Source organism: Priestia sp. SRI_019 (genome assembly GCF_057586255.1).
In genome coordinates this window covers 178,465-192,795 of the sequence record NZ_JBYCZN010000003.1, presented here as the reverse complement: position 1 = coordinate 192,795, position 14,331 = coordinate 178,465, and the positions used below count along the sequence as shown (strand labels likewise).

Here is a 14,331-nt window from a genome sequence, read left to right as displayed (position 1 = left end):
TTCAGCCAATTGGCTGAACTTTTTTTAGATAATATTCTCTTTTTCAGAAGGGGGTGGAGTAGATTCTCTTTCCCAACATTCAATATTTTGATTGTTTTCTAACGCATCTCTATAAAAGACTGGATTTTTTCCTTCCTTTTTCTGCTGAGTATAGTCATGCAAGGCGGAAAATGCCACTTTCGATAATAGAAAAATAGCAATCAAGTTCACGACTACCATCATCCCCATAAATAAGTCTGCCAAATTCCATACAAGCTGAAGCTGAGCAATCGATCCAAAAATAACCATCGCTAAAACACCTACACGATAAGACCAAAGCCACATCTTATTTGAATTTAAAAACTCAATATTCGTTTCTCCATAATAATAATTGCCAATTAACGTACTAAAAGCAAATAGAAATACCATGATAGCTAAAAACCCTGATGCCCAAGAGCCAATATGGGTACTAAGAGAAGCCTGCGTTAGTTCAATGCCGCTTAGTCCCTGCTTATAGGCGGGGGATAAGAGAACGATAAATGCTGTGCTTGTACAAATCACGAGTGTATCCGTCAAGACACCAAATGCTTGGATAAGACCTTGTTTAACTGGATGACTCGTCACTGCAGTTGCCGCCGCGTTGGGAGCACTTCCCATACCTGCTTCATTGGAAAACAGTCCGCGCTTTACTCCATTGATTAACGTTGCACCAATTGATCCCCCAAGCGCCTGTTCAAATCCAAATGCATTTTTCACAATTAGAGATAGAACCGCAGGCATTTGATCAATATTTTTAAAGATAATGAACAGAGCCATTCCAATGTATAAAACGGCTAATACGACCACGATGTATTCCGATATCTTGGCGATGCGTTTGATTCCGCCAAAAATAATTACCGCAAATATAACTGTCATAATAATCCCAACCAACAAGCGGCTCGTTCCAAAAGAGTTCTCAAATGCTAGCGTAATCGTATTAGACTGCACAGCGTTAAACACCAGGCCGAATGATAGTGTAATGAGTACAGCAAATAGCCCGCCCATCCACCTTTTATTTAACCCTTTTTCCATATAATAAGCGGGTCCTCCTCGAAACCCGTTTGATCCTTTTACTTTATAAATTTGAGCGAGTGTACTTTCTACAAAACTTGATACTGAACCGATAATGGCAATAATCCACATCCAAAATACAGCACCCGGGCCACCAAGTGCAATAGCAATCGCTATCCCTGTAATATTTCCCGTTCCTACTCGAGCTGCCATGCTTATGCAAAAAGCTTGAAACGGGGAGACTCCTCCACCTTTAGCCGCTCGTCCTTCTTTCAAAACAAGTACCATTTCTTTCAACATGCGAAACTGCAAAAAACGAGAGCGAATCGTAAAATAAATACCAATTGATACAAGTAAAATAATTAATAAATTCGACCAAAAAAAATCATTGATGACGCTAATCACACTTTCGATTGCTTGTTGCATGCCTATCACCTCATTAAAAATTTGGTAGAACAAATGCAAAACATGAAAGTTTTTTCTCTTGGTGTTTATATTATTGAAGCCAATGAAGAGTACGTAAATAGACTAAAAAATACTCAAATCCCATTCTTTTGCGATTTTTTTTAGCAGCGTAACGCCTTTTACGCTATTCCCGTATTCATCAATAGCTGGACTGTATATTCCGATACCGCATCCGTCTGGAAATGGAGACTGCTTTTTCGTATTAGGTGGCACCAATGACATGATCCCTCCCGATACACCGCTTTTAGCTGGCATACCAACAAATGCCGCAAACTTTCCTGAAGCATTATACATACCGCATGTAAGCATGAGCGCTTTTGTTAATTTAGCTACTTCTTTTGGAATTACTTGTTTGTGAAACACTGGATGGTATCCGTCTAATGACAGAATTAATCCAATCAGTGCAATATCTTCAGTCGTTACTTCAATTGAGCACTGCTTTAAGTAAACCTCTAGAACTTCTTCTACTTCTCCTTGCAAGTAGTTCGTTTCTTTTAAATAGTAGGCAAGCGCACGATTTCGATGAGACGTTTGCCATTCTGATTCAAAGACCGTTTCATTAATGAGTGGTGTTTTCCCGGTAAGCATCGTTATCACATCAAACAAATAGCTTAATTTTTCTTTTGCCGTCTCCCCAGATAAAAGAGATGAAACCGTTAAAGCACCAGCGTTAATCATAGGATTGAACGGCTTTCCTGGTTTATGCATTTCCAGTCTTATAATAGAATTAAATGCATCTCCAGTCGGCTCTACATCCACTCTCTCTAGCACATAAGGAATGCCGCAGCATAAGCAAGCTGCTATAAAGCTAATGACTTTGGAAATACTTTGAAGAGTAAATACCGATTCATAATCTCCAGATTGGATAACTGTTCCGTCAGCACCAATCAAACAAATACCTAATTGAGACGAGTCCATATCTTTCAGCGCTGGAATGTAATCAGCCGTTTTTCCTTCTGACGAAAATTCTTTTATTTGTTGCACCCACTCATGTAACCGGTCTTTTGCAGTGAGCTGTAAGTAAGACATTTCCTGTTCAATTTCTCTTTTCATTAAAATCACCTCATCACTTAATTAACCTTTTATTTTAAAGCGCTTTCATAAAGCGAGATTTCATTTTCGTTTTTAATGTACAATGCAACCTACGAGAGCATACAAAAACCTACAAAACTTTTTGGAATTATATTTTTATCTTTGACACTCTTCTCCATTGTGCTGGACGCTGTCACAATGTATACTAATTCACGAATCACTTCAGGAGGTGAAATTATCTGAATTTTAAATCTTTCATTCGAAAAGATCCGTACATTTTATTGCTCATGCTCATTACTGTCCCGCTGGCGGGAGAGTTAAAATTTTATCCGTTAAATGAAACATTTCGAATTACATTTGGAGCTCCTACATTTTTCTTTTTCCTGTTGCTTTTAAAACGGAAAACCGTTTTAGCCGGGGGCTTGTTAACCGCTTTAAGCGTCGTTCTCTTTCGCATCATGCTCGATTATATCATGCTCGATCATTTTCAATTTGCGGCTTCTGCACATACGCATTACCCTACGTTTTTCTTCTACTTTACGTATGCACTTTTATTTTTTATTTTTAAAGTAAGCCGCATGAACTATAGTGCTATTGTAATTGGAGTGATTGGACTCATCATTGAAATTGCTGCTGATGTAGTGGAACTAACTGCGCAGTATATAGTTTTGCACACAACAATCCATGTCGATTCATTATCTGACATGGCCGTTATTGCTTTTGCTCACAGCTTCATTGTACTTAGCTTTTTTAATATGATGACGATTTATGAATCACAGTCACGGGAACGTCAAATTCGCAAACAAAATGAGCACATGCTAATGCTCATTACAAGCCTTTATGAAGAAACCGTTCATTTAAAAAAGACCCTTCATAATACAGAAGCCATTACAAAAGCTTCGTACGATTTATACCGTGTATTAAATCAGCAGGAAAAAGATCATTCTGTGCTAAACCAAACGCTCAGTAAAAAAGCGCTTCGGATTGCGGGAGATATTCACGAAGTAAAAAAAGACAACCAGCGTATTTTTGCGGGCTTATCTAAAACAATTTCAAATGAAAGTTTCCAAAATTATATGAAAGCAGAGGAATTAATCGAGCTGATCGTACGCATCAACAAAAAATATGCCGATTCTCTTCACAAACAAATTACCTTTTTTTCTTCTGTAAACGGGGAACATTTCAGCTACCACGTTTATACCATTTTATCGATCATTAATAACTTGGTAGCAAACGCAGTGGAGGCGATTAAAGATGAGGGAAGGATTGTTTTATCGGTACATAGACAAGCTGAACATGTAGAATTTCATGTACAAGACAACGGTCCTGGAGTACCTTTAAAGTACGAAAAAGCTATTTTTGAACCTGGTTTCACCTCAAAGTACGATCAATTTGGAAACCCCTCTACTGGGATTGGTCTTTCTTATGTAAAAGATATTGTTCAAGAACTTGAAGGTACGATTAAAGCTACACAAGAAGACAGCGGAATGACCTTTATCATTCAAATCCCCCTTCGTAATCTAATTCAGAAAGGATGAGTTTATGCGATTTTGTATTACAGATGACGATTCAGCTATTCGTTCAACGCTCAGTCAGCTGATTGAAGATGAGGATTTAGGAGAAGTTGTAGAAGAAGTCGTCGACGGAAGCTTTTTAGATGCCTCTACGTTAAATTTAAAACAAATTGATATTTTATTTATCGATTTACTTATGCCAGGACGGGACGGAATCGAAACAATCCGTCATTTAAAAGATTCATTTAACGGAAAAATGATTATGATTTCACAGGTAGAGTCCAAAGAATTGATAGGAGAGGCTTACTCATTAGGAATTGAATACTATATTACAAAACCAATTAATCGAATTGAAATTTTAACGGTTATTCGAAAAGTAATGGAACGAATCTCCCTTGAGAAATCAATCGACGATATTAAGAACTCATTGAATAGTTTAGCGACAGCTCATCACGCTCCCCCTTCAAGCCAGCCGATAACGAAACAAGCCCATCTATACGATGTAGGAAAATTCTTATTAGCCGAGTTAGGTATTGTAGGAGAAAATGGTGCAAAAGATTTACTGGATATTTTACAGTTTCTGTACACTTATGACCAAAGAGAAAGTGTGGAAAAACATTTTCCTTCTCTAAAAAATATTTTTGTAAATGTTGCAGAGAAAAAATTAGGAGCTCACGCGTCTTCTATTGAAATTAACCGTGAAACCAAAGCTTGTGAACAGCGTATAAGACGAGCAGTTACTCACTCACTAAATCACTTTGCTTCTATTGGATTAACAGATTTTTCAAATCCAAAGTTTGAAAATTATGCTTCTAAGTTTTTTGACTTTACAGCCGTTCGTAAAAAAATGAAAGAATTGCAGGGAGATTCTAAAATTTTGCCGATTCGCATTAACACTAAAAAGTTCATTCAAATATTCTTTTTTGAAGCAAAGCGCTTGTTAAGCAAGGAAAAAAGCTGGTATTGATAGAAAAGACGGAGAAGGTGCAAATACCTCTTCCGTCTTTCATACTAATTGATTCAGTTTTACTAAGAAAGGTCCATATACAGTACGCAGAAGCAGCATCTTTTCTCCTCTTGCATATTCCACCAGAGAAAATGCTCCTTTTTCTGTTTCTACCTGTACATCTACAGAAACTGGACACTCTTTTAACTGATTAACTATCAGTTGCGCTTGTTCCACCGACAAATAAGAAGAAAGTCGAATAAGTATATCCAAATCACTAGTTGTTGTAACAACTTCGGCACCACTTGCAAATTCGAATCCCACACTGCCGGTTGGTCCCCACGCAAAATCTTTTAAAATAATAGCAACTTCTTTTAAAGCACCTATGGCTGGCATGTTTCTAAAGTGGCCGTTTTGAAAAATAGTAACGAGATCTTCCGGCTTAATTCTTTGTTTAATGGCCTGCTCAGATACAAATGCTCCAAAACGCTGATTTCTTCTTTCTCCTCTTACTCCAACAGGTATCAGGCTATCTCGATGAACAGCCCGCCTTACAACGACAAGCGGAGCCTTCGCTAAAGAATGCGCCGCCCAATCGGGGATGGGTGTATAACTGATAAGCTTTGCTTCCTCTTTTAACTGAAGCAAATCATGAGCTATATATTCCATTGTTTTTCCAACTCATCTCTTACTAATAAAGAAGCTTTTCGCCCTTCCTTCCTTGCTTGCTCACTGTATAGCCGGGTGCTTAAATCGTACAGACCTTCACGGCGTACATCTTCTACTGCTCCAGTCAAAATATCTTGAATCGTTTGAATGTCGCGCTCTGTGGGCTGCTCTGCTTGAATACCGCTAACCAGCTCATATAAAGCGCCAAGTGAGGCAAATGATTCAATATCATAAGCCATGGACGGGACTTTCTTTGAAGCTTCTTCAAGTTCTTTTATACTTCTTTTAGTAATGCGCGCTGCCGACTGTTTGGACATGGCGTGAACATTCACTCCTTCGTCTTTTAAAGCCACAATTCGATTTGATTGGTATCCATGAGCCAAAAATGCTCCTGAAATTGCTTTTCCAACAATTAGCGTAATAACCGGATGACCTGCTAAGCGCGCTGCTGCATAAGCATCAGCCGCAGCACCGCACGCATAGTGAATACCTAGAAGTTCTTCATGATAGCCATACGCTTGACTCGGTACGTCTACAATGGCAATTATAGGGCGCGGAGATTGATTTCGATCTTCGTTTATTACTTCACGAACGTGCTTGGCAATTGCCCATCCTTCATCTAGTCCTACTTCCCCTTTTCGTGCACGTACGAAACGATTATAAGGATTAGGTACAACCGATATATATCGGACCTTTTCTCTTCCTAGCAATGCGTCTTTATAAAGAACGGAAGGAATTTCAAAATCTGCTTCTTCATCATTTATTAAGGCGTTGATCCACACGCGACCGCGGCTGTTGGGCATATTACCTGGAACTTCATTCAGCGAGTAAGAGACTGTTGAAGGGATATATTCATTTTTTGTTGCTTTATACAATTCTTGAAACTGATCAGGAGCCATTTTTTCTGAAGGATCAACCTTACTAAGCAAATGTCTGTAAAAATCTACTTGTTCTGTTTTACTAGTTACTTTTTCTTTCTTCTGAAACGTCTCTTGAACCGCTCGTTGAATAGCAGTGACATCATCCTGTGCTAAGGCATCTGCAAACCCGGTTTCATAGCGTTGAATACCGCCAATCGTTTTCCAGATTAAGCTTCGGTCTCTTGCATCAAACTCTTCAACCCCTGCTTCTTGTTCGATCACTTCAGGGCCGTTAAGGCCAAACCTTGCTTCTTTTGTCATAATGAGATAACTAAAGAGTGAAGCAGTTATGGACATTCCTCCAAAGCAGCCTACATTTCCTGAGATAACTCCAACAACAGGTGTATGCTCACGCAAAGCAACCACAGCTGAGCCAATTTCAGATATCGACAAAAGTCCATAATTCGCTTCTTGGAGCCTTACCCCTCCTGTATCGAATAGAAAAACAGGTCTGACAGGAACACCTTTTTTGTGATTATTAAGGGCTAGTTCTAAAGCTCCTGCAATTTTAGCTCCCGATACTTCACCAATGCCTCCCCCTTGAAACCCCCCTTCTATTGAAATGACAACGGCTGGCTCTCCTGCTATCAGCCCACCTGCTATAATGACGCCATCATCGCTTTGAGGAACAATATTTTGCTTAGGTAAATGAGGCGATTCGATTCCGTCAAAAGGGCCAAGCAGCTCATAGAATGTTCCTTGATCTAAGATTGCCTCCGCTCGTTCTCTTCCATTTAACTCAATAAAGCTTTGATTATTCACTCCCATTTTCACTCACCTCCAAAGCTTGTGCAAGACGCAAGGCGACTACACCAGGCGTAGCACCGAAATCATTAATTACAATTTTCGCTTGAATGGTATGAACGCTAAAGAACCGGTCTAATACGGCTTTCCAGGTTTCACTAAACCCTTCACTTCCTGTTCGTACTGATACATGAGCATGTTCTTCATCCGAAGGAACCAATAAAATTTCTAAATCCCCTGAACCAACAACGCCTACATGTGCGCGCTGAGTTAACTTTCGATCGGCTTTGTATTTAAACACTAACGTTTCCATTAGCCACTCCTCCCTGCAGACGTTTACGATTCTTTAAAAAGAGATATTCGATCTAAAAATAATACAGCAGCCAGCAAATCTGCACTTCCGCCTGGAGAAGCGTTAGATGATAGAAGCATATGATCTAACGCTTCTAGCCGCTGTTTTCCCATTGATGTAGATACCCCTCCAGCTTGTAACACATTGGATGCCGCCATTTTAACCTCCTCTAACACAACCGGACCAGCACGATGCAAAATACACGTATCATCAAGGTTGGCAATTAATGTTACTAAAGTATCAATCCTTGCTGATGTTTCATGTATGCCTAGCTTGCGAGCTTTATGTAAAGCAGGCAAGCCTATATGAATCACGTGGGGAAACCCTTGCTTTGCCTCTCCAGCCGCTCCTTTTACGCCATACTGTTTTTTCACACGAAGTCCATTAGATGAATGCAAAGGACAAAAACGATCTTCATAACGAGCAATTTGTCCTGCAGCTTCTGTGATGGATGCAGGTGATGCTTGAATACCGCAGACTGCTGTTGCAGAAGCAAGTAGACCTAATGCCCAAATGGCTCCTTTGTGTGTATTAACACCATTCGTAGCCGCGTACATAATTTGTTCGCCCTCGCGTCCGATTCGAGCAATTTCTTCCCTTAGCATCTGACTTGGCTGCTTTCCTTGACTGTATAATGCAATCTGTAAAAAGGTCGGTTGTAAAGCATAAGCAGAAGTTAACAGCGTCTCAATATTCATATCTTGATGAGATCCAGTTGTTGCTGCATCTACAAGCCCAGGCTTAGGTGTAAGCACCGCTTCATCAACCAGAGCGGTAACTGCCATTTTAGCTATTAGACATGAGTAAAACACAGCTGGTCTTGGCTCTTCTTGAATACTTTGAATACGCATATTCCTTACCAGCTCCTAAATTTAGCAGGCGGATTATACAAGCCACCCGACCATTCTACTAAATCTTCGACACTTCTTGCTGCCAATAATGAACGCTTTGCTTCTGTACGGCGAATCTGTAAATCTTCGGGAAAAGCCACTAGGCCATCTCTGCGCATCTCTTCCACTTTATTTTGGTTATGTCGCAGGCCTATAGGTGTTACCCCTGCTACTGCTTCAAGCGCTGCTTTTCTTTCGTCCAAGCTTTGTGCTTTATATAAATAAGCAATTCCTTCTTCCGTCACAACATGCGTCACATCATCCCCGTAAATCATGACAGGAGCAGTAGCTAATCCTGCTTGTTTCGCTACCTTTATCGCATCCAAAGACTCCACAAAAACAGGCTCATTTCCTGATTGAAAGGTTTCAACCATTTGAACAACTAGCTTTTTGCCTCTTGCTAGTTCGTGCTGCTCGTTTATCATATCCAGCCAAGCAGGGGTAGAATGTCGGCGTCCTCTAGGGTCATGCCCCATATTAGGTGCTCCGCCAAACCCTGACAAACGTCCAGATGTGACGGTAGAAGAATTTCCTTCTCCATCTATTTGCAAAGTTGATCCTACAAAAGCATCTACCGCATATTGACCAGCCACTTGACACATCGCACGGTTTGAGCGCAGGCTGCCGTCGCGTCCTGTAAAAAACACATCTGGACGCGCTGCTGTGTATTGTTCCATTCCTACTTCTCCGCCAAAGCAGTGCACGCTCTCGATCCATCCGCTTTCAATAGCTGGAATTAACGTAGGGTGAGGATTCAGAGCCCAATGCTTGCATATTTTACCTTTCAGTCCTAGCTTTTCTCCATAAGTAGGCAGCAAAAGCTCAATTGCAGCGGTATTAAAGCCAATGCCATGATTTAATGATTGTACGCTGTGGCGTTCATAGATCCCCCTAATTGTCATCATACCCATTAAAATTTGGAGTTCTGTAATATGACGAGGATCTCGCGTAAATAAAGCTTCCAATTGATAAGGCTGATCCGCCACGACGATACAATCAATCCAAGAAGCCGGAATATCAACTCGCGGAAGTTCTTCAACAAGTTCATTTACCTGCACAATAACAATTCCATCCTTAAACGCCGTTGCTTCGATAATGGTTGGTGTTTCTTCCGTATTTGCTCCTGTATATAAATTACCTTGTGCGTCCGCTTTGTCAGCAGCCACTAAGGCAATGTTCGGAATTAAATCAATGAAAAGGCGTCCGTAAAGCTCTAGATATGTATGAATTTCTCCCATTTTCAACGTCTCATCTTCAATCATTTGAGACACGCGAAGGCTTTGAGCACCGGCGTACGAAAAATCAATTTTTTCAGCAATTCCTTTTTCAAATATGTCGAGATGTTCGGGACGTGAAATACTAGACATAATCATATGAAGGCCGTTTACTTTATCAGCGCTTACTTCATTCAGCGCCTTTGATAAAAAAGATGCTTGCTTTTGATTGTCTCCTTCAAGCACTACTTTATCTCCGGGTGATATAAGCAATTCTAACGCTTCAATAATGTGTTCATTACCCAATAACTTTCCTTTAAGAAGATGGTCTATTTGTGCAAGGCGAGCTGCTTTTTGATCTCGGCGAGTTGTCCATGATTTTGAAGTTTTTTTTATGCCACTCATGTTCTAGCTCCTTTCTGACATTTCTAAATTAATACGCTTACATTTTTTCTTTTTCCATTAAAATCAGCAAAGTTTTCATCGTAGATTCGGCTGCCGAAATAGCCCTTGCTTCAGGGAAGCTCTTAGCAGCCAAATCTGTTAGCACTCTTCCTGGATCCATTTCAATATATAATCTTGTGCCCATTTCATACATAACTTCCGTCGTATCATGCCAACGAACGGGCAGGGCAACACTCGCTGCCAAGTCTTCCTTAACATCAGCAGCTTTCCATAATTTCCGGGCTTTACAATTACCTATAAAAGGAACGATCGGGTCTTTTCCTTTCACTTCAGTTATTGTTTTTCGTAATTCACTCGAAACTCCTTCCATAAGAGGACAGTGAGAAGGCACCGTTACATGAAGCATTTTAGTTTTTCTAGCGCCTTTTTTAGATGCTTTTTCAAGAACTTTCTCGATTGCTTTTAAGGTGCCAGAAATCGTTATTTGATCAGGAGCATTTAGATTCGCTACGTACACAGGAGCTGCATCAGTTGATAGTTCATGTACAATAGCGAGAAGCTGATGCTCGCGAAGTCCCATTACAACCCCCATACCATAACCATAAGGATAAGCATTTTCCATCAGTTCCCCTCTTTTTTTCACAAGAAGAAGAGCTTCTTTAAAAGATAACACTTCAGATGCAACTGCTGCTCCAAACGCCCCTACTGAATGCCCCCCTACTACGTCTGGCGAGTATCCTTTGTTTTTAAACGCCCTAGCCGCAGCTACTCCTGCAATAAAAAGACATATCTGAACATTTTTATTATATTTCAATTTTTCTGACGAATCTAACGATAATACGTCTTGATTTAATGCCTCACTTGCTTCTTCAAACGTAGTCGCTAATCCCCATTTATTTTTTATATCATGAAGCATACCAGCATATTGTGCACCTTGTCCTGGAAATAGAAATGCAACACTCATCGTGTTTCTCCTTTCGACTTTATATCATCCAAGGAGATAATGGATAATTTTATTATAAAGAACATAGGATCAATAACTCTAATACATATTTCTTATATATCCTATAACTTGAAATCTATATAAAAAAGAGGTTGGGATATAACTAAATGAATCCAATCTAAAGACGAAAAAATGGGATACATGAGCTCATATGGCTCGCTTGTTCCATCACGGTTGATTTCCGTGCAAGACTTCGCTTTCCGCGTGCGTCCCGTGAGCCTCCTCGTCGCTAAACTTCTGCGAGTCTCACCTATTCCGCTTTTCCCGCAGGAGTCTTCATCTTGTCCTCCAATCAACCGCTGGAAGCAACTACATACATAAAATCTACGTTCATCCTATCAATAAAAAAATCCGAGCGAGTTAGATTCTCCATTAAGAATCTAACTCGCTCGGATCTTCAACTAAAGTACTTTTAGCTACAGATGAGCCGGAAAATGCGGAAGCACTTCTTCACCAAGCTCATGTATAACTTCTTCAGCCGGACGCTTACTATCAAAAAGAGCAAAAAAGAGATGATTAACTCCTATTTCTTTATAAATAGAAAGAAGCTCAATTAATGTATTACGACGATACGCCTTATGATGTTGAAATGTAGTCATTTGCTTCCTCTCCTTTTATAGATAAGAGATCATCGCAAAAGGCGATGATCTCTTGTTTTATTTTGCTTTTGCTTCTATTGAGCGGCTCCATGCTGTTAATAAGACCGCTCCTAAAACCATAACTCCTCCAATCCAAGGAGTATGAACAAGACCAATTGAATCAACAATCAGGCCGCCTACAAAAGAACCAATAGCAATTCCAACGTTAAATGCAGCAATATTAAGCGCAGAGGCTACGTTCACTGCTGAAGGAACATACTTTTCAGCTAAGTTCACGACCAGCACTTGCAGTCCAGGTACGTTCATAAATGCCAATAAGCCCATGGCAAAAATCGTAATCGTTCCCGCTACTTTAAATGATGCAGTAAACGATAAAACAACTAAGATAACTGCTTGAATTAAAAACATCCAAAATAATGCTTTTAACGGGTTTTTATTCGCAGCTTTTCCTCCGATTGTATTTCCGATGGCTACCGCTACACCGTATACCAGCAGTAAGATACTAACCGCGCTTGGTGCATATCCTGTTAGTTTTTCAAGAATAGGTGCTAAATACGTATAGGCTACAAACGTTCCGCCATATCCTAAGGCAGTAATAGCAAACGATAGTAAAAGCGGCCCGTTTTTCAAAATTTTCAATTGATCACTAAACTTTGCCGGGGGCGCTTCTTTTAAGTTTTTAGGCACTAAAAGAGCACTTGCAATAATGGCAATAACCCCAAGTAACGCTACTCCCCAAAATGTTGCTCTCCAGCCGAAAGCTTGTCCAATAAATGTACCAAGCGGAACACCTGTAACCGTTGCAACTGTTAAACCTGTAAACATTAAAGCAATGGCACTTGCCCGCTTATCTTCCGGTACCAAATCAGCAGCGATAGTCGCACCGATAGAAAAGAAAATCCCGTGTGAAAATGCAGTAATAATTCGTGCTATAAGCAGCAGTCCAAAGCTTGTTGATAAAGCTGCTACTGAGTTTCCTACGATAAAAATAACCATCAATAGCATCAACAGTGATTTTCTGCTCATTTTACTTGTTAAAGCTGTTAATACGGGAGCTCCAAATGCAACTCCCATTGCGTATCCTGAAATTAATAACCCTGCTAGTGTAATGGAAATATTTAAATCATCTGCAAGCGATGATAATAAACCTACTGGAACGAACTCTGTAGTTCCGATCCCAAAGGCGCTAATAGCTAGCGCTAATAGCGGCAAAGCACCGCTTTTTTTACTTTGTTGTGTTTGTGAAAGTGTATTCACTTCTTAACGCCTCCTGTTCGTTATAATAACTTCTTTATAATAGCTTCTTTTATGGCTGATTAGCTTAGGTACCTTTCATATATTCGCTAACTCGCCATCAACAATTGTTATTATGAGCGATGTAAAACCAAAGAAAAAGTACGCACTTTCAAGTGATATAGGTACCTGGAGGTTACAATAAGCGTAAATACTAAAGTCATGAACTATTGGGTATTCTAAAAAAATGCTTACACCTAGAAAATTCTGCTCTATAGTGGTATGATAAACATCAGAAAAAATGCGAAACCATGCATTTAACCGTTATCTCTAGAACAAGGAGAGTTGTTAACGTGAAAAAATATAATATTCCAGTGGAAGCGGCACTAGAAGTCATTGGAGGCAAGTGGAAAGTCGTTATTCTTTGCCACTTAATTAAAGGGACAAAGCGCCCTGGAGAATTAAAAAGAATTATGCCGCGCGTTACACAAAAAGTATTAACGCAGCAGCTTCGTGAACTTGAAGCAGACGGCATCATTGTTAGAAAAATGTACAATGAAATGCCCCCTCGAGTAGAATATTCTTTAACAGATTACGGATGGTCTTTAAAAAGCATTCTTGATTCATTGTGCTCTTGGGGAGAACATCATATTGAAAAAACGTATCCTGATAAAGAAGCTGTACTTATGCAGCCTGTAGAAGAAGTCACTGTTTCTAATTAAAAAAGCTGACTAGATAGTCAGCTTTTTCATTGCCTTACTTTCTTTGTTTTTTAGACGATGTACGTATTCAGGAGGAGCCCATATGACAGAACAATCAAAAAAGAAAATTAGTCTTCAAGATGCTATTAAACAGCAGCTTGCTAATAAGAAAAACCAATCTTCAAATAAAGCTAAGAACAGCAGTACTAATCAAGCAACCAAAAAGCTGACGAGTCAACAAACGAAAAAAACGAATAATCAGCGAAAGAGAACAGGTGTATAATGAACGGACAAAATAGAAAAGACGTAGCTCCTGGAATTAAAGTCGACATTGTTTTAAAAGCAGATCAGCGCTCTGGAAAACTGACACATGGAACGGTCAAAGACATTCTGACCAATTCAAGCTTTCACCCTCACGGCATTAAAGTTCGTTTAACAGATGGACAAGTCGGACGTATAAAAGAAATTTACCCAAATTAAAAAAGCATGTATTCTACATGCTTTTTTAATTTATCCTTCAAATAAATCTACTTATCATTTCCTACTTTTGTTAAAATAAAGAAGCACTGTCGTCCCCTTTCTTTCCCTTGGGAATTCACGCAAGGAAAAAAAGGT

General features: G+C 39.7%; 14 protein-coding genes and 1 pseudogene. 5 read left to right on the top strand and 10 right to left on the bottom strand.

What is annotated here, in order from left to right:
- Positions 1-24: 24 nt before the first annotated feature.
- Together AC2YJL_RS19305 and AC2YJL_RS19300 are read right to left on the bottom strand one after the other, a co-directional pair.
- Positions 25-1,455, bottom strand: coding sequence for an alanine/glycine:cation symporter family protein (locus tag AC2YJL_RS19305; protein WP_050689307.1), 1,431 nt, complete (start codon positions 1,453-1,455; stop codon positions 25-27).
- Between the two features lie 102 nt (positions 1,456-1,557).
- Positions 1,558-2,547, bottom strand: coding sequence for a glutaminase (locus AC2YJL_RS19300; protein WP_028407543.1), 990 nt, complete (start codon positions 2,545-2,547; stop codon positions 1,558-1,560).
- Between the two features lie 266 nt (positions 2,548-2,813).
- On the opposite strand from AC2YJL_RS19300, the gene AC2YJL_RS19295 reads away from it, so the two are divergent.
- Positions 2,814-4,064 carry an ATP-binding protein gene (locus AC2YJL_RS19295; protein ID WP_217599001.1) on the top strand — a complete coding sequence of 417 codons (1,251 nt, stop codon included), beginning with the start codon at positions 2,814-2,816 and terminating at the stop codon, positions 4,062-4,064.
- 4 nt (positions 4,065-4,068) lie between these two features.
- Positions 4,069-5,007 carry a response regulator gene (locus tag AC2YJL_RS19290; protein ID WP_050689308.1) on the top strand — a complete coding sequence of 313 codons (939 nt, stop codon included), beginning with the start codon at positions 4,069-4,071 and terminating at the stop codon, positions 5,005-5,007.
- Between the two features lie 39 nt (positions 5,008-5,046).
- Here the strand turns inward: AC2YJL_RS19290 and AC2YJL_RS19285 are convergent, their stop codons facing one another.
- The 8 genes and pseudogenes from AC2YJL_RS19285 to AC2YJL_RS19250 form a co-directional block, all read right to left on the bottom strand.
- Positions 5,047-5,655 carry a malonate decarboxylase holo-ACP synthase gene (locus AC2YJL_RS19285; RefSeq protein ID WP_230931815.1) on the bottom strand — a complete coding sequence of 203 codons (609 nt, stop codon included), beginning with the start codon at positions 5,653-5,655 and terminating at the stop codon, positions 5,047-5,049.
- On the bottom strand, positions 5,643-7,343 hold the full coding sequence (gene mdcD, locus AC2YJL_RS19280) for a biotin-independent malonate decarboxylase subunit beta (protein ID WP_230931814.1): 1,701 nt from the start codon (positions 7,341-7,343) through the stop codon (positions 5,643-5,645). The genes AC2YJL_RS19285 and mdcD overlap by 13 nt, the downstream gene beginning before the upstream one ends.
- Positions 7,330-7,632 carry a malonate decarboxylase subunit delta gene (locus tag AC2YJL_RS19275; protein WP_028407538.1) on the bottom strand — a complete coding sequence of 101 codons (303 nt, stop codon included), beginning with the start codon at positions 7,630-7,632 and terminating at the stop codon, positions 7,330-7,332. Before AC2YJL_RS19275 ends, mdcD begins: the two co-directional genes overlap by 14 nt.
- 23 nt (positions 7,633-7,655) lie before the next feature.
- On the bottom strand, positions 7,656-8,522 hold the full coding sequence (locus tag AC2YJL_RS19270; RefSeq protein ID WP_230931813.1) for a triphosphoribosyl-dephospho-CoA synthase: 867 nt from the start codon (positions 8,520-8,522) through the stop codon (positions 7,656-7,658).
- Between the two features lie 5 nt (positions 8,523-8,527).
- Positions 8,528-10,180 carry a malonate decarboxylase subunit alpha gene (gene mdcA / locus AC2YJL_RS19265; RefSeq protein WP_230931812.1) on the bottom strand — a complete coding sequence of 551 codons (1,653 nt, stop codon included), beginning with the start codon at positions 10,178-10,180 and terminating at the stop codon, positions 8,528-8,530.
- 37 nt (positions 10,181-10,217) lie between these two features.
- Positions 10,218-11,144 carry a malonate decarboxylase subunit epsilon gene (gene mdcH, locus AC2YJL_RS19260; protein WP_230931811.1) on the bottom strand — a complete coding sequence of 309 codons (927 nt, stop codon included), beginning with the start codon at positions 11,142-11,144 and terminating at the stop codon, positions 10,218-10,220.
- A 455-nt stretch (positions 11,145-11,599) separates the two neighbouring features.
- Positions 11,600-11,749 (bottom strand): annotated as a pseudogene (locus AC2YJL_RS19255) (LLM class flavin-dependent oxidoreductase); the annotation flags it as partial.
- A 90-nt stretch (positions 11,750-11,839) separates the two neighbouring features.
- Positions 11,840-13,039, bottom strand: coding sequence for an MFS transporter (locus AC2YJL_RS19250; RefSeq protein ID WP_074679136.1), 1,200 nt, complete (start codon positions 13,037-13,039; stop codon positions 11,840-11,842).
- 329 nt (positions 13,040-13,368) lie between these two features.
- Between AC2YJL_RS19250 and AC2YJL_RS19245 the strand changes: the two genes are divergently transcribed.
- From AC2YJL_RS19245 to AC2YJL_RS19235, 3 genes are all read left to right on the top strand, one after another.
- Complete coding sequence (locus AC2YJL_RS19245; protein WP_013055500.1) at positions 13,369-13,737, top strand: winged helix-turn-helix transcriptional regulator; 369 nt, start codon at positions 13,369-13,371, stop codon at positions 13,735-13,737.
- A gap of 82 nt (positions 13,738-13,819) precedes the next feature.
- Positions 13,820-13,999: a hypothetical protein gene (locus AC2YJL_RS19240; RefSeq protein ID WP_060744848.1), complete on the top strand. Its 180-nt coding sequence runs from the start codon at positions 13,820-13,822 to the stop codon at positions 13,997-13,999.
- A complete protein-coding gene (locus AC2YJL_RS19235; RefSeq protein ID WP_028407531.1) occupies positions 13,999-14,196 on the top strand; it encodes a YwbE family protein in 198 nt (65 codons plus the stop codon). Before AC2YJL_RS19240 ends, AC2YJL_RS19235 begins: the two co-directional genes overlap by 1 nt.
- The last annotated feature ends 135 nt before the right edge of the window (positions 14,197-14,331 follow it).